Raw genomic sequence first — 19,518 nt, forward strand, 5'->3', positions numbered from 1 at the left:
ATCTCGCGTCCCACGCGGCGGTGGCGGCCGTGGCGGCCGACTTCGCCGACGCGCTGCGCGGCATCGCCGCGGACGTGCGGGGTGCGGGATGACCGCCGCCCGTCCCGCGCCGCCGCTGTCCCGCAACCGCGACTACCAGTTGCTGTGGGTGGGGCAGGCGCTGTCGCTGTTCGGATTCCACGGGTACGCGATAGCGGTTCCGCTGCTCGTGCTCGCGGCCACCGGCTCGGCGGCCGCGTCCGGCCTCGTGCTCGGCACCATCGCCGCCGCCCAGATGGTCGCCGGGTTGCCCGCCGGCGCGCTGGCCGACCGCTGGCACCGCAAGGCGATCATGCTGAGCTGCGAGGCCGCGCAGGCGCTCGCGGCGGCCAGTGTGGTGGCGGCGGTCTGGTTCGACGCGATCCACATCGGTCACCTGCTGGCCGTCGCGGTCGTCATCGGGGCCTGCGCGGCGCTGTTCGACCCCGCCGAGGACGCCTCGCTGCCCACCGTCGTTACCGAGGAGCAACTGCCGGCGGCCGTGTCGATGAATGCCGTGCGGGGGCTGCTCGGCCACGTCGCCGGCACCGCGGTCGGCGGCGCGCTGTTCGCGGTCGGCCGGGTCCTGCCATTCGTGGTGGACGCGCTCACCCACGCGGTCGCGTTCGTGGCGCTCTCCTTCGTCCGGCTGCCCCGCCCCGCGCCGGTACCGCGTGAGCGCCGCCACCTCGGCCGGGAAATCGCCGAAGGCGTCGCCTGGGTGTGGCGGCAACCGGCGATCCGGGTCACCGCCCTGTGCGCGCTGGTGCTCAACCTCTTCTTCAGCGCGTTCTACGTCGTCGTGCTCGTGCTCGCCCGCGACGGAGGCGTTTCCGCCGGCGGCATCGGCGTGATGGCCGCGATGCTCGGCGTCGGCGGCGTGGTCGGCGCGCTCGCGGCGCCGTACCTGAACCGGGTTCTGCGCCCGCACGTCTCCGTGATCGCGGTGTTCTGGGTGCTCACCGCCCTCACCCCGCTGGCCGCCGTGCTGCACGGCGGGCCGATGCTCGGTGCGCTGTTCTTCGCCATGGCGCTGCTGCCGCCCACCGCCAACGCGGCGGTGATGACGCGCCAGCTCCTGCTCACCCCGGACCGCCTGCGTGGCCGGCTCACGTCCGTGCTCGGGCTGGCCATGGGTGCCTCCGCCGCGGCCGGGCCGGCCATGGGTGGCCTGCTCGCCCAGGCGCTGCCCGGCGCCGGGGCCGTGCTGGTCTGCGCGGCCGGCATGGCGGTCGCCACTGTGGCGGTCACCGTCAACCGCGCGCTCCGAACGATCTCCACCCCCGTTGTCGATCACAACCCAACCGAAGGGAAGCCAGACATGGATGACGACGCGACCTACGAGGTACTCCGCAACGACGAGGACCAGTACTCGCTGTGGCCGCTGGGCCACGAGGTACCGGCCGGCTGGAGCCGCGTCGGCAAGGAGGGCACCCGCGACGAGTGCAGCGCGTACGTGGACGAGGTGTGGACCGACATGCGGCCGCGCAGCCTGCGCGAGCGCATGGGGGCCGACACCCAGCCCTGACCGACACCACCGGCCGGGAACGGCGACGCGCCGTGCATGGGCAATGGTTGCCCTGCACGGCACGTCCGGTCCACAACGGTGCGGCCCTTTCGGCGTGCCTCGCCGCCCGGCGACGAGGCGCCGCTGCAACGCCGCTGGCGCTGTGAGGCGCGGGCCAATCCTCCAGAAGGACCTCCCGCACCTCCGGATTTCCCACCCGCCGGTCTACAGCCCCTTCGTCGGCCATGAGAGGCTGGTCTGCCCTGTGACGAGAGGTTGGCTGCAGCGGGGTGTGTGAAGCGTTCATCGAGCAGCGGTGCCAGACGTGCGGCTCTGTCGTCCAGTGCCGCACGTGGGAGCACGTCATCGGCGGGCGGCTGCAGTGGGTCGTGCTGTGCGGCTGCGGCACCTGCGGCGGCGGTGAGACGGAGGAGTTCGGCTGGGACGAGACTCCGGCGCAGGTGCGACAGGCCCTGCTCGATACCTGCGGCACCTTCCGGCTGCGAGTACAGGCGCCGCAGCAGGTCGCCCGCATGCCTGTGATGCGGGTCCTGCGAGCGACCGGCGAACCGCTGGCCAGCGTCTCGGCTCGCGTCGAGGCGCTGATGACCCAGGGACAGACCGGCACCGAGGCGGAACTGGAACTGCTGGCACTCCGGCTGGCGGAGGTCGGTGTACCGACGACCACGGCAAGAGACGATCAGGGTTGACCAACAGATGGCCGACACGCCCGCTGGCGGCCAGCCCGACATCACGTCAATTGCTTCGCGCCTCGCTATGCCCTTCGACTGCGGTGCCGACGGCTCGTTCTGACCGAAGTCGCGTTCTCGGCCGGCGCAGGGCTATCCCGCGCTTCAGGAAGGGCAGCAGGGTGACCATGGGCCTTCGGATCGACCTTTGGACGTGTCCGATCTGCGGATCCGCAGCGTGACGGTTGTCGACGAAATCGGCCGGCGGCTCGCTCCTGCGGGGTGGGCCGGCGGGAGAGGCAGACGTCGCGGACCGGGTGGTCGCCGATCTACATCAGTACGGCACGCCGTACCTGGCCGCGCGATCGACTTTGCCGGACATCATCGCCGCGATGTCCGCCGCCGGGACGACCCAGCTCGGCGACACGTACCTCGCCATCGCTCACGCGCTGCTGGGTGATCTGCCCGAGGCTCGGCAGGCGTTGGCGGCCGTGGCGAGGAAGGGCGGAAACCAAGCCGGTCCTGGTGCGAGGTGATTCCGACCGGTTCATCGAGTACTTCGCGCTCACTTCGGGGCGGCACCGTAGAAGCAGGTCCTCGCTACCAAACACGTTCGGGGTTGAGTCGGGGTGGGCGGGGCGCGGGCGGATTCAAGGGCGTCTACGTATTGCCGGAGCGGGAAGTCGGCCCTAGGCTGCGGCGTGGGAGCGCTCCCGCGCTCCCTGGGAGCGCTCCCGTTCTGTCGTGCTGCCTCGGGCGGTGGCTTTTCGCCGGCCGGCACAGACCGCTCAGACCGGGCCGCGGCACCGCGGTGGCGATCCTGGGCACGTCACTCACCCCGAAGGGTTCCCCACCATGACCTGGAGCAGAGCGTCCAGCGGTCGTCGCCGCTGGCGGTTACCGGTGGCACTGGCCGCCGCGGCGGCGGCATTGGCCACCGCGACCGTCAGCACCGTCACTTCCACACCGGTCTCCGCTGCCCCTGCCAAGGACTGGTTGCACGTCCAGGGCAACCAGATCGTCGACGAGGACGGCAACCCGGTGTGGCTGACCGGCGCCAACTGGTTCGGTTTCAACGCGTCCGAGCGGGTCTTCCATGGTCTTTGGTCGGCCAACATCACCGAGGTCACCAAATCGATGGCAGACCGGGGTATCAACCTCGTCCGGATACCGATCTCCACGCAGTTGCTGCTGGAGTGGCGCGCGGGCCAGACAGTCGCCGCGCCGAACGTGAACACGTTCGCCAACCCGGAGCTGGCCGGCAAGAACAACCTTCAGATCTTCGACTACTTCCTGCAGCTCAGTGAGCAGTACGGCATCAAGGTCATGCTCGACCTGCACAGCGCCGAGGCTGACAACTCCGGCCATATCCATCCGGTGTGGTACAAGGGCACGGTCACCCCAGAGCAGTTCTACGTCGGCTGGGAATGGGTGACCGAACGTTACAAGAACAACGACACCATCATCGCGATGGACATCAAGAACGAGCCGCACGGTACGCCCAACCAGCCGCCCCGGGCCAAGTGGGACAACACCACCGACCAGGACAACTGGAAGCACGCCTGCGAGACGGCGAGCAAGCGCATCCTCGCCATCAACCCCAACGTGCTGGTGCTCTGCGAGGGCATCGAGGTGTACCCACGCGAGGGGAGACCTGGAACTCGCCCAACACCGACCCGGACCTGAGCCCCAACTACTACTACAACTGGTGGGGCGGCAACCTGCGCGGCGTACGTGACCACCCGATCAACCTTGGTGCCAACCAGGACCAGCTGGTCTACTCGCCGCATGACTACGGACCGTTGGTGTTCGACCAGCCGTGGTTCCAGAAGCCGTTCGACAAGGCAAGCCTCACCGCCGACGTGTGGCGCCCCAACTGGTTCTTCATCCACGAGCAAGGAATCGCGCCGCTGCTGATCGGCGAGTGGGGTGGCCGGCTCGGGCAGGACGAGCGGCAGGACAGGTGGATGACCGCGCTGCGCGACCTGATCGCGGAGCACAAGCTGCACCAGACCTTCTGGGTGCTCAACCCCAACTCCGGTGACACGGGCGGCTTGCTGCGTGACGACTGGAAGACCTGGGACGAGCAGAAGTACGCGCTGCTGAAGCCGGCGCTGTGGCAGCACAATGGCAAGTTCGTCAGCCTCGACCACCAGGTGCCGCTCGGCGGCGTCGGCAGCACGACGGGTATCAGCCTCGGCAGCCGGTACGGCGGCTCAGACCCGACGCCGACCAGCCCGACGCCAACCCTGCCCACCGCGACCCCGACGACGGCCAGCCCCACGCCAAGCCAGCCGGCTGGCACCTGTGCCGCGACCTTCCGGGCCACAAGCACGTGGCCGACAGGGTTCCAGGGCGAAGTGACCGTCACCAACCCCGGCACGAGCGCCATCCGTGGCTGGTCGGTGAGCATGACGCTGCCGCAAGGGGTAGTGGTCAACAACGTGTGGAACGGCGTCCGCAGCGAGAACACCGTTTCGAACGCCCCATACAACGGCACACTCGCACCGAGCGGCAGCACGACCTACGGCTTCGTCGCCGAAGGTGGCACCGGCCCAGTAATCATCAGCGCCTGCACGGCGCGTTGAGCACGCCGGGCTACGTCATCCGCAAACGAACCCGTACTCGGTTCGCCCTCCTGACCAGCTGACCAGTCCGCCGGGCGGCCGTTTCGGTCACCGCCGTACGGCTGAGGCCCCGTCCGCGATGACGGGGCCTCAGTCTTCCTCGATGCTTACGCCCCTCGCATCCCTAGCATCGGTTCACGCAGGATCAGCCTTCGAGCGCGGTCTCCACGCTTCGGTCATCCAGCGTCACGACGATGCTCACGCTGTCGGACAGCTCGCCGCACCGTCTCTCCTACCGGGGCAACTACTGGAACAGGAAGCGTGCGGAGCCCACCGTATACGCCCGGGAGAAACAGCAGCTGCTCCAAGCCGGCTACCGGTGGCAGGGTGATTACCTCGTGCCCCCTGTGTGACCATGGCGTCACGGACTATAGGACGGGAGGTGGCCGTTGGATGCGTTCGCTCGGCTGCGGGACAAGCGGTTCAATGGTTACCTCGCGTACCGCGTCCCGCACGAGCTTGACTCCATCGTGGACGCGGCAGTGTCGGCCTACCGCTCGGGATCCGAGGACGCGCGGCGTCAGCTGACTCGTGACCTCAATGCGGATGTGGCCGCGGTCCTGAGCGTCTACGGCGAGCGCATGGCGGTCCTGGCGGTGCGCACCAGGTCGGTGGAGCCGCTTCGACGCGCACTCGTCGGGATGGGGCTCGCCGAGGGAGTCCTCGACGACTACCGGGACAACCTGATCGTGCTCGCCGCGGTCAACCACAGTGCGGACACCGTCGGCCTTGGGCTCACCAAACTGATCGACGACGTCGAGGCTGACCTGCCAGAGCGTGCGCTCGCGCGGTTCCGCGACTTCGCACAGTGGCGTGACGACGAAAAGTCCCTCCGCGCGCTGGGCCGTCGCGTCAAAGGCGAAGGCGACTCCTTCCGCTACGTCTCTGGTTGAACCCGCCGCGCCGACGCGCCTATCTACCTGACCTGGCTACATCATGTGGGATACCGGCCGCGTGTCCGTGGGTCGACGTCGATCGAGAAAAGAGATTGACGGAACCGGTCGGTACCGTGGGCGCGTGAAGAAGGCGCTTCTCGTGCTGCTCGGTGGTCTGGTTTTCCTGGCCGGCGGGGTGCTCGTCGCGGTCACCGGCACGGATCTCGTCTTCGGTCTGATGCTGATCGGGTTCGGGCTGGCGCTGCTGATCGGGGTGCCGGTCATCTGGGGTCAGGCCCGGAACGATCCCCGCGCGGGCGACCGGGCGAACTGGGCGCGCGGTGGCTACGCCGTCCTGAGTTCCCTCTCGATGTCGCTTTTCGGGCTGGTGGGTCTCGGCATGCTGATCTTCGGTCAGCCCGTCGACGAGGACGGGGACACCTACCGCGTGCCGGACAGCCCTCTGCAGGTGCGGATCTTCGGTGCTGTCCTCTTTCTGCTGTCGGCCGGAGTGGTGATCTACGGCGCTTACCGGCGCCGCCACTGGCGATCGCGGTGACCGGGCGCGCTGGTGTCGAGAACGTCCAGCGGCGAGGATGACGTCGGGCTGCCGGCCGCTGTTTGTAGCCCAGCGGCCGACAGCCCGCGGTGCCGGTCTGGTCGGCGGACGAGGCGTGGGCGGATCTCGACCGGCCGGCTAGCCGGCCGAGGTCACCGCCGCGGTGGTGTTCAGGCGTACGGGTTTTGAGTGAGCAGGTGTGCCTTGAAGCCCTCGCCGACGCCGGCCTCGGGCGTGCCGGACCAGTCCTTGATGAGTACGGCGCCGGTGCTACAGCCCCATGGGTTCCAGGTCCAGGCCAGGTATCCGATGCCGTGGGCGTCGGCCCAGTTGACCAGTCTTTGCATGTAGTCGAAGCCGCAGTTGTCCTGGCCGAATTCGCCGAGAACCACGGGTACCTGTTGGGCGAGCGGGGCGATCTGGGTGTCCCAGCAGGACTCGTTGGCGCAGGCGTTGAAGCTGTAGGCGTGCCAGGAGGCGGCGATGTTGTTCAGCGGGTCGTTCGGCTTGTAGGTCAGCCATTCCCGCATGTCGTTGGTCCATTCCAGGCCACTGACCATGAGTAGGTTGGTGGCGCCGGTGGCGCGGACCGCGTCGACGAGGTCCTGCATGCCGGCTGCCTCGTAGGGGAGGCCGGTGCAGGTGCCGCCGTCGCGCAGGCATTGCCAGCCCAGGGTCTTGTTCCATTCGGCGGGCATGTCCGGGTACGGCTCGTTGAACAGGTCGAATACGACGGCGTCGTTGCCTTTGAACATGTTGGCGACGCCGGTCCAGAACTGTGGGGCGTATCGAGCGTCCGGCATCGGTTTCTGGCAGGTGGCGTGCTCGTCCTTGCAGTGCCAGTCCGGGCTGTTGGTGTAGGCGCCCCAGGTCCAGTGCAGGTCGAGGATCGGGGTGATGCCGTTGGCGACCAGCAGGTTCACATAGTCCTTTACGCCCTGCTGGTAGGTGGCGCCGCTGGGCGAGCCGTTGATGCCCAGCCAGCACTCCTCGTTCAGGGGATCCGAACGGTGTGGATGTTCCAGGTCTTCATCGCATCGACGGAGGCCTGATCGACCGGCCCGGAATCCCACAGGCCCTTGCCCTGCACGCAGGCGAACTCGCCGCTGGACCGGCTGACACCCAGCAGCCGGTAAGCCCGCCCGTCAGTGGTGACGATCTTGTTGCCGGACACCTTGAGCTTGGGCGCGGGGCCGCTTGGCGGCGGCGTCGTGACCGGCGGGCTGCTCGGCGGGGCGGAGGTGGGGTTCGCGGTGGGCGATGTCACCGATCCCGTGCATGTGGTGCCGTTGAGCGCAAAGGACGCCGGTGCCGGGTTGGCGCCAGTCCAGGCGCCGACGAACCCGATGGAGGTGGATGCGCCGGTGCCCAGCGACCCGTTCCAGCCCATGCTGGCCGCGGACACCTGGGCGCCGGACTGGGTCCAGGTCGCGCTCCAGCCTTGGGTGACCTTCTGGCTGGCGTTCGGGAAGGCGAACGTCAGGGTCCAGCTCGTCACGGGGGAGCCGAGGTTGGTGAGGGCCACGTTCGCGCTGAACCCGCTCGGCCACTGGCTTTGCACCGTGTACGTGACCGAGCAGCCGGAGGCGGCCGCTGAGGCGGGAAGGGTAGCCGTTGCCATGCCACCCAGTACCAGCACGCCGGCGGCACCGGCAGCCAGCAATGCATGACGATGTTTCATCTGATCTCCTCGTGGTCGTGAGGGATCGACGGGAGCGCTGCCGACATCCTTTATTAGCCTAGTTACGAAAGTCAATACACCGCATAGTCGAGCCTGCGGGTGCGATGCAGGCAGCACGAGTAGCCACGAGAAGCCGTAAGTAAAGTAGCCTGGCAAAGCGGCGGGGTAGAGGAGGGCAACCGTGGCGACCAGCCCGATATGGGCAAGCCGGCCAAAGACGCGTGGCCTGGTGCTGGACCTGATCAGGGCGGCGCGCGCCATCAGCCGGGTGGAGCTCGCGACGGCGACAGGTCTGACCGGCGCGACGATCTCCGAGGTGGTGCGCGAGCTGATGGGCGACGGCTTGGTCGTCGAGGCCGGCCGGGGTGCGCCGACCGGCGGAAAGCCACGCACGCTCGTGCAGCTCAACCCCTCGGCCCGCTACAGCGTCGGGGTCCAGCTCGAGCGCAACACGTGCGTCATCGTCGTCGTCGACCTGGCCGGTCGGCAGGTGGCCCGGACCTCGTTCCAGGGCGTGGCATCTCTGCCGCCGCAGCAGGCGCTGCCGCTGTTGGCGGCACAGGTGGACGCCCTGTTGACCACAGCGGCCGTCGATCGCGGCAAGGTGCTGGGGGTTGGCCTGGTCAGCTACGGTCCGCAGGACCGGCGCGCGGGTGTGCTGTTGACACCGCAGCCCACCGATCAGTGGCTCGACTATCCCGTCGCGGGGCGGCTGGCGGAAGGTCTTGGGCTGCCCGTCCTGCTCGACAACGACGCGGCGGCGGCCGCCATCGGCGAGTACTGGATGGGTGCGGTGGATCCGCGCAGCACCTACGGGTGCATCTACATGGCCACCGGGATCGGCGGTGGGGTCGTGGTCGCCGGTGAGGTGTATCGGGGCAGTTCGTCGAACAGCGTGGAGATCGGACATATCTCGATCGATGTCAACGGCGCGGAGTGCCCATGTGGCAACGTCGGCTGCCTGGAAAACTACGCCGGTCCCTCCGCTTTGGTACGGGAGGCGGTGGCGACACCGGGGCTTGCCCAGCGGCTGGCGCTCGATCCGTCTGCGGCGGACTTCCTCACCGAGTTCGCGCGGCTCGCGGCGGCCGCGAACGCCGGCGATCGGGACGCCCGGGACCTCATCGAGCGGTCGGCCCGCTACCTCGGTTCTGCCGCTGTCACCATGGCGAGCCTGTTCGATGTGGACGTGATCGTCCTGGCTGGGCCGAGCTTCGCGGTGGCGGGATCGATCTACCAGGCGGTGATCCAGCAGGAGGTGGACCGCCGCATGTTCGCCCGGCGGGCGCATCCGGTACGGGTGGTGCCGTCGGTCAACGGGTCGGATGCGGCGGCGATCGGCGGGGCGGTCCTGGTCCTGCAGAGCGAGCTGACTCTTGGCCATGCCCGCCCGGAGGACGGGGCACGGCCGGTTCCCGCCAGCACGAGCACGGCACCCTGAGACCTCTTACCGGTGCTCGTACGGCGGGGCGCTGCCCGCCTTGACCACCTCGACGGGGTCGATGTCCAAGGACCTGCCTCGCGCGGCCGGATCGGGCGATGCCGCGGCCAGCAGCTTTGTGTAGGGGTGGCGCGGGTCCAGAATGACCTGGTCGGACCGGCCGCGTTCGACGACCCGCCCCCGGTAGAGGACCAGGATGTCGTCGGCGAAATGGCGGGCGGTGGCCAGGTCGTGGGTGATGTAGAGGATGGCGAGGTCTTGCTCGGCCTGCAGGCGGGCCAGCAGGTTGAGCACATCCAGCCGGATCGAGACGTCCAACATGGACACGGGCTCGTCCGCGACCACGACGGTCGCGCCGGGCGCCAGCGCGCGGGCGATCGCGACCCGTTGGCGCTGGCCGCCGGAAAGCTCGTGCGGGCGGCGGTGCGCGATGTCTGCGGCCGGCAGGCTGACCCGCTCGAGCAGGTCCACCACCGCCGACCAGGTCTGCGCGCGTGTCCGGGTGCGGCCATGGAGCCGTAGCGAGCGGGCCAGGTGGTGGGCGATGGTGTGGAACGGGTTCAGCGAGGCGAACGGGTCCTGGAACACCATCTGCACGTGGTGGCGGTAGGCGCGGTTGGGGACCGCCACGCCGTCGGCTCCGCGCAGGGTGACCTGGCCGCTGGTGGGTCGCTCCAGGCGGGCGATGATTCTGGCGATCGTGGACTTACCCGATCCTGACTCGCCGACCAGCGCCACGGTGCGGCCGGGGGTGAGGGTGAACGAGACGTGGTCCACGGCGCGCAGGCGGGTGCGGCGCAGCCCGCCGCGGATGCGGAAGTCCTTGACCAGGTCGGCAACGTCCAGGGTGGTCATGGCGCACCCACCGAGCGCACGAAGGCCCCGGACTCGCCGGTCAGGCTGGGGAAGGAGTGGAGCAGCCGCCGGGTGTACCGGTGCTGTGGCCGGTCCCGGATCTGTTCGGCGGACGCGTGCTCGACGATCTGGCCGTCGAGCATGATGGCGATCCGGTCGGCGACCTCCAGCAGCAGCGGCAGGTCATGGGTGATGAACAGGACGGCGAAGCCGAGCTCGCCGCGCAGCCGGAGGATCTGCTGGAGGATGCCGCGCTGCACGACCACGTCCAGTGCTGTGGTCGGCTCGTCGAGGATCACGACCTGCGGTTCGAGCAGCAACGCCATGGCGATCATGACCCGTTGCCGCATCCCGCCGGACAGCTCGTGGGGTAGGAACGCGACCGTCGCGGGTCGACGCCGACCAGCGTGAGCAGCTCAACGCAGCGGGCCTGCCGCGCTTTGCGGGACATGTCCGGCTGGTGGGTGGCGAGCACGTCCTGCAGCTGTGCCCGGATGGTCAGGACCGGGTTGAGCGCGTTCATGGCTCCCTGGAAGACCATGGACAGCTTCGACCACCGGAACGCGCGCAGCTGCTCGGGGTCAGGGCAAGGACGTCGAGATCGCCGTCGACGCGGTCGTGGAAGGTCACGGACCCGGCGGTGACCTCGGCGGGTGGCCAGTGCAGCCGGTTGACCGCGTACGCGAGGGTGGTCTTGCCGCAGCCCGACTCGCCGGCCAGGCCGAGAATCTCACCCCGCCGCAACGTGAGCGAGACGTCCCGCACCGCGCGCACCGGCCGTTCGCCCTGGTACGTCACAGACAGGTCCCGCAGGGTGAGGACCGCGTCGTGGCCGGGGCTCAGCGCGGGGGCGGTGGCGGGTCGGGCCACGGCTCCCACGCGGCGGCGCAGATCCCGCAGCTTCGGGTTGATGATCTCGTCGATACTGAAGTTGACCAGGGCCAGACCGCAGCCGAACAGGGCGATGACGAGCCCGGGCGGCACGAACCACCACCAGGCTCCGCGCTGTAGGGCGAAGCCGTTCTGCGCGTAGTAGAGCATCGTGCCGAGGGTCGAGGACGACGAGGCGCCCAGCCCCAGGAACGACAGGCCGGCCTCGCTGAGGATCGCCGCGATGACCGCGAACACGAACTGGGAAGCCAGCAGCGGCAACAGGTTCGGCAGGATCTCCACGCCGATGACCCGCCACGGTTTCTCCCCAGCAACCCGGGCGGCCAGCACATAGTCCCGACCTCGCACGGACAGGGTCTGCGCGCGCAGCACCCGGGCCGACCCGGCCCAACCGGTGATCGCCAGCACCAGCGCGATTGTCCAGGCACCACGCTGCTCCGGCGGTACGAACGCGGAGATCACGATCACCAGGGGCAGGCCGGGAATCACCAGCATCACGTTGGAGAACAGCGAGAACGCCTCATCGACCACGCCACCGACGTAGGCGCCGACGATGCCGAACAGCGCCGACAGGAACGTGGCCATGACGCCGACCAGCAAGCCGATGTAGAGCGAGCCACGGGTGGCGTAGGCGAGCTGGGCGAGCACGTCCTGACCGGTCTGGGTGGTGCCGAGCAGATGTCCGCCGCCCGGCGGCGTCAGACCGATGTTGTCGATCCGGTCTGGGTCGCCGACCAGCAGCGGCCCAACCAGACCAAGAACGGTGATGGTGACGATGAGCGCGGATCCGACGGCGAGCTTCGGTGACCAGCGCGGCACGAGGTTGCGCCAGCCGGCGCTCGGCCGCGGCTCCAACAGGTCAGGGCTGAGGTTGGTCATTTGACGTTCCGCCTCAGCCGCCGGACCGGGTACGGGGGTCGATGATGCCGTAGAGCAGGTCGACGGCCAGGTTGGCGGCGAGCACCGCGACCGTGATGACCAGGAAGATGGCCTGCATCAGGGCGTAGTCGTTGTTTTGCACCGCCTGCAGCAGCTTCGACCCGATGCCGGGGTAGGCGAAGACCTGCTCGGTGACGATCGAACCGGCCACGACGAAGCCGAGGGAGATCGCGAACCCGGCCACCGACGGCAGCACCGCGTTCCGCGCCGCGTACCAGATCATGATGCGTCGCTCGCGCAGGCCTTTGGCCCGGGCGGTGAGTACGTAGTCCTCGGCCATGGTGGAGACCATCATGTTTCGCGTGCCCAGCAGCCAGCCGCCGATCGAGGAGATCACGATCGTCAGCGCCGGCAGGATGCCGTGGTAGAGCGCGGAGCCGAGGAACTCGGTGTTCCATCCGGGGGTGAGGACGACGTCGTAGCCGCCGAGGAGGGGAAACCAGCCCAGCGCCGACCCGAGCACGGCGACCAGGATGAGCGCCAGCCAGAAGTACGGCACCGCGGCGAGCACGGTGGTGGCGGGTACCAGCGAGTCCAGCCACGTGCCGCGCCGCCACCCCACGAATGCACCCAGCACGGTCCCGGCCAGGACCGCCAGGACCGTCGCGATGCCGACCAGTGCGACGGTCCAGGGCAGCGAGGTGGCGATGACCGTGGAGACCGGGGTCGGGAAGTCGCTGACCGAGATCCCGAAGTCGCCGCGTACCAGGTTGCCCAGGTAGGACAGGTACTGGCGGATCAGCGGCTCGTCCGAGTCGGTGCCGAGCAGCACCTCGTACGCCCGGCGGGCGGACGGGTCGACGCCGCTGCCGCGCTGTTGCAGCTTCGCCATGAGGATGTCCACCGGGTCGCCGGGCATCATCCGCGGGATGAAGAAGTTCAGCGTCACCGCGGCCCAGAGGGCGACCAGGTAGAAGGCGAACTTGCGCAGGTAGTACCGCATCGGCCGGGACTCACTTGCCGGCTGGTTTGAGCCGCAGGAAGACCTCCGCGTTGTCGGGGTGCGCCCAGACCGCGGGGAACGCGTACAGGTCGCCCCCTGACGGCCAGCCGGTGAACTTGGCGTCGTGGTAGACGTTGATCGTGCCCTGGGTGAGGACCGGGATGTACGGCATCGCCTGCTCGACGCGGGTCTGGATCGCTTCCAGGTGCGGCTGCCGCGCGGCGGCGTCGGCCGGGTTGATTCGCTTGAGGGCGTCCAGTGCCTGGTCGACCTGCTGGTCGGAGAAGCGGCTGACGTTCGGCCCCGGCTTGGCGCCGACCTTGGCGGTCTGCGCGGTGCTGAAGAAGTAGCTGTAGAGGTAGTAGGGGTCGGGTGCGGGGCCCTGGTAGAGCGAGTCGATGATCAGCTGGTACTGGCCGCGGTCCTTGGCGTCGACGAACTCGTTCCAGGACAGCTGCTGCGCGGTGAGCTTGATGCCGACCTGCTTGAGCTGCTGGCCGATGGTGTTCACCGCGGTGATGTAGTCGGTCCAGCCGGAGACCGTCTTCAACGTCAGCGACAGCGGCTTGCCGTCTTTGGCGTAGACGCCATCAGAGCCCTTGGCGTAGCCGGCGCCCTCCAGAATCTGCTGTGCCCTGACCGTATCCGGCTGCATAGGCGCGGTCCGCTGCCGCAGTTTGCCGGAGATGAGCTCACCGTCGCGGTCCGGTAGCAGGAAGCTGGGCGAGACTTCGCTGCCGGTGCCTTCGAAGGCGAGCGCGTTGAGCTGGGTCCGGTCGATCGCGTGGTAGATCGCCTGACGCACGGCCGGGTCGGTCTGTGGGCCCTGGCAGCCCAGAGCGGCGCTGCTGCAGGTGTACAGCGCGATCTGGTTCACCGGCGTGATCACCGACTTGTAGCCGGGGTAGTTCTTCTCGACATCCTTGACATCCGGCACCGGCCCGGTCTGCCAGTCGATCTGGCCGGCCTTGAGTGCGGTGGCTCCGGACTGGTTGCCGGACAGCGCGAGGTAGCGGATCTTCTTCACCGCGGGCTCGCCGCCAAAGTAGGACGGGTTCGCCTTCAGCGTGTACGCCTGCGGCTTGAACTCCTCCAACAGGTACGGGCCGGTGCCGACCGGATCGGCAACCACGGCGACCGCCGGATCGGCGATATCCTTCCACCTGTGCGCGGGCACGATATATGTCTTGCCCAGAACCGACGGGCCGTCCACAAACGACGGTTGCTCGAACGTGATGGACACGTGCGTGTCATCGACCGCCGTGGCCCGGCCGGCGTAGCCGGTGCTGTTCATGCCCTTGTGCTTGCTGATCATGTCGAGGGTGAACACGACGTCGTCGGCGGTGAACTTCTCCCCGTCGGACCACGTCACCCCGTCCCGTAGGGTGATCGAGAGCTGGGTGCCGTCCGCGTTCCAGGCGAACTGCGTGCCCAGCCGCGGCGTCGGCTCGTCGTCGCGGACGATGTTGTAGAAAAACAGGGTCTGGAAGATCGTCCCTGTCCCGCCGATGCTCGTTGGCGCGAACGGGTTGAAATTGATCTGATAGTCCGTGGACTGGCCGGTGTACGCCACCAGCGTGGGAGTCTCGGCTCCGGCCGACGTGTCTGACGATCCGCACCCCGCGGCTACGACCAGTGCGGCCATCAGGGCGGCTGCGGCGCGCGGACCCGCGCCCGGTTTCTTCGACACCGTCACGATGTCCTCCTGACCTGCTGCTCGTGGGTGCGCTACGACATGAGCCCGCGCTCCGGTCATTATTAAGTTGGCTAAGTAACCCGTCAATACTCAAGACCATGGATTCGATGGCCTGATCGCGGTCGGCTCGCCTACGGCAGACATCGAAGGTGTTGACTTACTTCGGTCGCCTGCGTAAGGATCCTCGTCACCACTGGTCCCTGCCGCCAACCGACGAAGAGGGCCTCCATGACGCGCACGACCTTGCACGACGGCTGGCGCCTGCGCGCCGCAGCAGGCCCGATGCCGGACCTCCTGAGGGAGCGGGACCTGCCCGCTCAGGTGCCCGGCAGCACCCACCTCGACCTGATGGCCGCCGGCCTCATACCGGACCCGTACCTGGACCGCAACGAGGCGACGCTGACCTGGATGCACCGCGTCGACTGGCAGTACACGACCACCTTCCAGGCGCAGGGGCCGCGACCCGGCGAGCGGGTCGAGCTGGTCTTCGATGGCATCGACACGATCGCCACCATCGAACTGAACGGCGACGTGGTAGGCCACACCGCCAACATGCACCGCGGCTACCGGTTCGACGTGCGGCAGTCGCTGCGCGAAGGCGGCAACGACCTGACCGTGACGCTGAAATCCGCGCTCACCCAAGCCGAGCAGATGCAGGCCCAGCTCGGCTGGCGCCAGCGGGCCTACCCCCACCCCTACAACGCCATACGCAAGATGGCCTGCTCCTTTGGCTGGGACTGGGGACCCGACCTGCAGACCGCCGGCCTCTGGAAACCCGTACGCCTGGAACGCTGGGACACCGCCCGCCTGACCCAGCTGCGCCCCCTCGTCACCGTTGACGCCGACGGCACCGGCCGCATCGACGTACACCTCGAACTGGACCGCGCCGCGGACCGCGACTACACCGCGGTGATAACCGTCGGCGACGCCGAGGAACGGGCGACGGTATCCGGCGACATCGCGCACGTCACCGTCCTCGTGCCGGACGCGCGGCTGTGGTGGCCGGTCGGCTACGGCGACCAGCCGCTCTACGAGCTGACCGTCACGCTCCTGGCCGACGGCGAAGCGGTGGACACCCACCGGCGCCGGATCGGTTTCCGCACCGTCACCGTCGACACCGAACCGGACGAGACCGGTACGCCGTTCACCTTCGTCGTCAACGGCAGGCGCGTATTCGCCAAGGGCGCCAACTGGATCCCGGACGACCACTTCCTCACCCGGGTCACCCGCGAGCGGCTCGAACGCCGGATCGGCCAGGCCGTCCACGCGAACATGAACATGCTGCGGGTCTGGGGCGGCGGCATCTACGAAACAGACGACTTCTACGACGTCTGCGACGAACGCGGTGTGCTGGTCTGGCAGGACTTCCCCTTCGCGTGCGCCTTCTACGCCGAGGAGGAGCCCTTGCGCGGCGAGGTCGAGGCCGAAGCACGGGAGAACATCACCCGGCTCGTCGCCCACCCTTCTCTCGTGCTGTGGAACGGCAACAACGAGAACCTCCCCGCTCACGCCGACTGGGGCTGGCAAGACGGCCTACAGGGGCGCACCTGGGGGATCGGCTACTACACCGAACTGCTGCCCAAGATTGTCGCCGAACTCGACCCCACCCGCCCATACGCGCCCGGCAGCCCGTACAGCCCCGACGACCTGCCACCCAACGACGCTCACCACGGCACCCGCCACGAATGGGACGTCTGGAACGTCGTCGACTACACCCACTACCGCGACCACATTCCACGGTTCTGCGCCGAGTTCGGCTTCCAGGGCCCACCCACCTGGGCGACCCTCACCCGATGGATCCACGACGAGCCGTTGACGCCCACGTCACCGGCCTTCCTGCTCCACCAGAAGGCCGACGACGGCAACGGCAAGCTTCACCGTGGCCTCGCACCCCACCTGCCGGTCCCCGTCGACTTCGAGTCGTGGCACTGGGCGACCCAGCTCAACCAGGCTCGCGCGGTGGCATTCGGCATCGAACACTTCCGCTCCTGGTGGCCGCGAACCGCGGGAGCCCTCGTCTGGCAGCTCAACGACTGCTGGCCAGTCACCTCATGGTCCGCTGTGGACAGCGACGAACGCCCCAAACCCCTCTACTACGCGGTAAAGCACGCCTTCGCGCCCCGGCTGCTGACCATCCAACCCCGCCAGGGAAGGCCCACACTGGTCGCGGTGAACGACCACGACCAGCCATGGACCGGTACCGTCCTCGCGACGAGGCAGACCCTCGCCGGCGACATGCTGGCCACCGCCGAGCTGTCACTCCACGTGCCACCCCGCTCCACCGCCCTGCTGGATCTGGCCGACGACCTACTCAAACCCACCGACCCGAGACGAGAAGTGCTGGTCGCGACAGCCGGCGATGCCCATACCCACCACTTGTTCGCCGAGGACCGCGATCTCGCCTACAACCCGGTGCCCTTCACCGCCAGGGTCACGCCTGTGGCCGGCGGCTACCGGGTCGATGTGCGGGCCACCTCGTACGCCCGGGACATCGCCTTGCTGGCGGACAAGGTCGCGCCCGACGCGGTGGTCGACGACATGCTCATCTCCCTGCCGGCAGGGAGAACCCACACCTTCCTCGTACGCACGACAGCGACCCTCGACCAAGCGTCCACTTTGGTGCATCCACACGTGTTGCGCTGTGCCAATACAGTGGCTCAGGCCGCATCCAGTGGGACATCGTCGTTTTGACGCACCTTGCGGGAGTTGTACGCCCGGCCAGGCGTCATGATTCGTGATCTGACCGAGAGCAGCTGGAGATCATCGACCTCGTCGCCGAACGCGTGCAAAGCCTGGGCGGCGTGCGCGGAAGAAGTCTCCGCATGCTGTCGCGACTGCTCGTGTTGCTGGACCTCTCGCGAGGGCCGAGCCGACAGCGGGGTCCCGGTCATCCAGCCGGCTCCTGGCCTGCCATCCCGGGAGGCCCTGATCCGTCGCGGTCTTGGTGCGCGTGTTGGCGATGTCGGGAGTAACCTGTAGCGTACGTGCGCCGTAACAGGTCGGCGCTACCGTACATGTCAGGCCGGCGGCTCCTCCCAACGGGGAGGTCGCTTCGCAGGCCGGTGGGCCCGGACTTCGCCCGCTCACGCGTCACCATCATGTGTAGACAGCGGCGAGGACACCATGACTTGCATCCCGTAATCCTTGAGGCTCCACATTGGCGCGGTTTGCCATGTCGGCGAGGACACTGGTCGCCGCGGTGGAGGCGGTCGACCTGCATTCGTGGCTGTGGGCGCCGCCTACGGCAACCAGCAGGGTGTGCCGGCACGACGGGCGATGCCCGCCGGTCAGCCCGAAATTTCCGGCAGCGTCTGGCTCTGACCGAGTCCGGGCGTCGCCGACGCTGGCCGGACAGGACGGAGTTCGCTGTCCCGTTCGGACCTGGGCTGGGCATCATCGGCCGGTGCGGCCCCAGTCGGCGTCCGTGCGGACCAGTTCTCGCCGCCTCGACCCTGCGGCACAACCAGCGCCCTCGGTGCTTCAGCAGAGGCGCCGCTCCGGCCGGGCACGCCTGCGGGGTGTCCCCTAGAGAGCGTTGACCAGCATGATCGTTCTCACCGAGCCATCTACGATCGCGGCCGCCGCCTATCCCGCCAGGCCCCGCTTCACGACCGCGCACACGGGCACCGCGTCAGGACGCGGCCAACCGGTCGGCGCGCCTGTGGGCAGCGGGCAGCTGCCGCGCCACCGCGACGCCCCATCGGCCGACGATCCCGACCGCGCCGAACTCTGCGTTCCACCTGCCTCAGTGGTGGCAGATCCGGACTCGACTGTCGACACCCGGCCGCTTTACCAGAGCGACCCGGTCGACGTTGACGGCTACCGGTTGGTGTCGCGTCTCGGGGTTGGCGGGATGGCGGACGTCTTCTACGCGGTGGCGCCCACCGGTGAGCCGGTCGCGGTCAAGCTCCTGCGCAACGTTGACGGGGTTGCCGAGGCATGCCTGCGTGAATTCCTGCTGGCGTCTGCCGTCGATCCGGACTGCACCGCACCGGCACTCGGGCACGGCGTGTCCACGGCGGGCGCTTACCTGGTGACGGCTCATCTTCCGGGCTACCGGAGCGGCGCCACGTTGGTGGGCGGGCCGCCGCCGGCTCAGCGGCTGTGGACGCTTGGAGGGGTGCTGGCCCGGACGCTTGCTGCGATACATGACAAGGGCATCGTGCACTGCGATGTGAAGCCGGCGAACCTGCTGGTCCGGGACGACGACGTTCGCATCATCGACTTCGGAATCGCCCGGTACGTTGGCGAGCGGTGCGGTGTTGACGGGATCGTGCAGTACAGCCGTGGCTGGGCCGCACCGGAACAGCTGCGTACCGGCCCAGCCACGCGAGCGGTGGACGTCTTCGCGTGGGGTTGCCTACTCGCCTACCTGGCCTGCGGTGTCCACCCATTCGCCAGCCGCAGTGAGCAGGAGTGGATCCTGCGGGTCCAGTCGGCGCAACCAGATCTGTTCGGGCTGCCGGCGGGACTGGATGAGCTGATCCTGCGGGCATTGGCCCGCGACCCAGGCGACCGGCCCAGCGCCGGCGAACTGGTCTCGATCTGCCGGACGCGGGGTGTTTGACGCCGTATCGGTAGCCGATGCCTGGCTCGAGACGCGGAACGGGTGACGTCCCTCGACGACGGGCCTGGACACCCGGCGGCTGGGCGTCACCCACGTGCCGGTGTTGTTCCTGCCTGAGGTGCGGCGCGGGAGCTGTCGGTGCGGTTGTTTCGGCCTGAAGGCGGGTCCGGTCCAGATGACCGGTCGGCAAGTCATCGCGCAAGCACAGCAGCTGCTCGGTGGTGGCGGGC

At 68.6% G+C, this 19,518-nt stretch carries 16 protein-coding genes and 1 pseudogene; 9 read left to right on the forward strand and 8 right to left on the reverse strand.

Going from position 1 to position 19,518, the window contains the following annotated elements:
* The first annotated feature begins 88 nt into the window (after nt 1-88).
* The 6 genes and pseudogenes from Phou_RS53635 to Phou_RS37540 all read left to right on the forward strand — a co-directional run bounded on the left by Phou_RS53635 (nt 89) and on the right by Phou_RS37540 (nt 6,275).
* A complete protein-coding gene (locus Phou_RS53635) occupies nt 89-1,546 on the forward strand; it encodes an MFS transporter (RefSeq protein ID WP_173066336.1) in 1,458 nt (485 codons plus the stop codon).
* Nucleotides 1,547-1,815: 269 nt separating this feature from the next.
* A complete protein-coding gene (locus Phou_RS37520) occupies nt 1,816-2,235 on the forward strand; it encodes a hypothetical protein (protein ID WP_173066339.1) in 420 nt (139 codons plus the stop codon).
* A 224-nt stretch (nt 2,236-2,459) separates the two neighbouring features.
* The gene (locus Phou_RS37525) at nt 2,460-2,750 is read left to right on the forward strand and encodes a hypothetical protein (RefSeq protein ID WP_173066342.1); all 291 of its coding nucleotides are present in this window, start codon (nt 2,460-2,462) and stop codon (nt 2,748-2,750) included.
* 319 nt (nt 2,751-3,069) lie between these two features.
* Nucleotides 3,070-4,802 (forward strand): annotated as a pseudogene (locus Phou_RS37530) (cellulase family glycosylhydrolase).
* 428 nt (nt 4,803-5,230) lie between these two features.
* The gene (locus tag Phou_RS37535) at nt 5,231-5,734 is read left to right on the forward strand and encodes a hypothetical protein (RefSeq protein ID WP_173066345.1); all 504 of its coding nucleotides are present in this window, start codon (nt 5,231-5,233) and stop codon (nt 5,732-5,734) included.
* Between the two features lie 124 nt (nt 5,735-5,858).
* Entirely contained in the window at nt 5,859-6,275 is a 417-nt protein-coding gene (locus Phou_RS37540) for a hypothetical protein (RefSeq protein WP_173066348.1), read from the forward strand.
* A 170-nt stretch (nt 6,276-6,445) separates the two neighbouring features.
* Here the strand turns inward: Phou_RS37540 and Phou_RS53640 are convergent, their stop codons facing one another.
* Together Phou_RS53640 and Phou_RS53645 are read right to left on the reverse strand one after the other, a co-directional pair.
* Nucleotides 6,446-7,198, reverse strand: coding sequence for a glycoside hydrolase family 5 protein (locus Phou_RS53640; RefSeq protein ID WP_246274163.1), 753 nt, complete (start codon nt 7,196-7,198; stop codon nt 6,446-6,448).
* Between the two features lie 71 nt (nt 7,199-7,269).
* Nucleotides 7,270-8,217, reverse strand: a complete 948-nt coding sequence (locus Phou_RS53645) for a cellulose-binding domain-containing protein (RefSeq protein WP_246274164.1) — start codon at nt 8,215-8,217, stop codon at nt 7,270-7,272.
* Between the two features lie 55 nt (nt 8,218-8,272).
* Between Phou_RS53645 and Phou_RS37550 the strand changes: the two genes are divergently transcribed.
* The gene (locus Phou_RS37550; RefSeq protein WP_173066351.1) at nt 8,273-9,397 is read left to right on the forward strand and encodes an ROK family protein; all 1,125 of its coding nucleotides are present in this window, start codon (nt 8,273-8,275) and stop codon (nt 9,395-9,397) included.
* 6 nt (nt 9,398-9,403) lie between these two features.
* Here Phou_RS37550 and Phou_RS37555 read toward each other — a convergent pair whose 3' ends face one another.
* Genes Phou_RS37555 through Phou_RS37570 form a run of 6 tightly spaced genes read right to left on the reverse strand, consistent with a single transcriptional unit; the run spans nt 9,404 to nt 14,808 of the window.
* Nucleotides 9,404-10,252 (reverse strand): ABC transporter ATP-binding protein, encoded by an 849-nt coding sequence (locus Phou_RS37555; RefSeq protein WP_173066354.1) that lies wholly within the window; start codon nt 10,250-10,252, stop codon nt 9,404-9,406.
* The gene (locus Phou_RS53650) at nt 10,249-10,602 is read right to left on the reverse strand and encodes an ATP-binding cassette domain-containing protein (RefSeq protein ID WP_246274165.1); all 354 of its coding nucleotides are present in this window, start codon (nt 10,600-10,602) and stop codon (nt 10,249-10,251) included. The genes Phou_RS37555 and Phou_RS53650 overlap by 4 nt, the downstream gene beginning before the upstream one ends.
* On the reverse strand, nt 10,584-10,775 hold the full coding sequence (locus tag Phou_RS53655) for a hypothetical protein (protein WP_246274166.1): 192 nt from the start codon (nt 10,773-10,775) through the stop codon (nt 10,584-10,586). Before Phou_RS53655 ends, Phou_RS53650 begins: the two co-directional genes overlap by 19 nt.
* Nucleotides 10,772-12,022: an ABC transporter permease subunit gene (locus Phou_RS51635; protein ID WP_246274167.1), complete on the reverse strand. Its 1,251-nt coding sequence runs from the start codon at nt 12,020-12,022 to the stop codon at nt 10,772-10,774. Before Phou_RS51635 ends, Phou_RS53655 begins: the two co-directional genes overlap by 4 nt.
* A gap of 13 nt (nt 12,023-12,035) precedes the next feature.
* The gene (locus tag Phou_RS37565; protein ID WP_173066357.1) at nt 12,036-13,025 is read right to left on the reverse strand and encodes an ABC transporter permease; all 990 of its coding nucleotides are present in this window, start codon (nt 13,023-13,025) and stop codon (nt 12,036-12,038) included.
* Nucleotides 13,026-13,035: 10 nt separating this feature from the next.
* Nucleotides 13,036-14,808, reverse strand: coding sequence for an ABC transporter substrate-binding protein (locus tag Phou_RS37570; RefSeq protein ID WP_218579449.1), 1,773 nt, complete (start codon nt 14,806-14,808; stop codon nt 13,036-13,038).
* A gap of 141 nt (nt 14,809-14,949) precedes the next feature.
* Between Phou_RS37570 and Phou_RS37575 the strand changes: the two genes are divergently transcribed.
* Complete coding sequence (locus Phou_RS37575) at nt 14,950-17,412, forward strand: glycoside hydrolase family 2 protein (protein WP_173066360.1); 2,463 nt, start codon at nt 14,950-14,952, stop codon at nt 17,410-17,412.
* An 853-nt stretch (nt 17,413-18,265) separates the two neighbouring features.
* A complete protein-coding gene (locus Phou_RS37580) occupies nt 18,266-19,288 on the forward strand; it encodes a serine/threonine-protein kinase (RefSeq protein WP_173066364.1) in 1,023 nt (340 codons plus the stop codon).
* Nucleotides 19,289-19,518 lie beyond the last annotated feature (230 nt).

The sequence above is a fragment of the Phytohabitans houttuyneae genome (genome assembly GCF_011764425.1).
Lineage (GTDB): Bacteria > Actinomycetota > Actinomycetes > Mycobacteriales > Micromonosporaceae > Phytohabitans > Phytohabitans houttuyneae.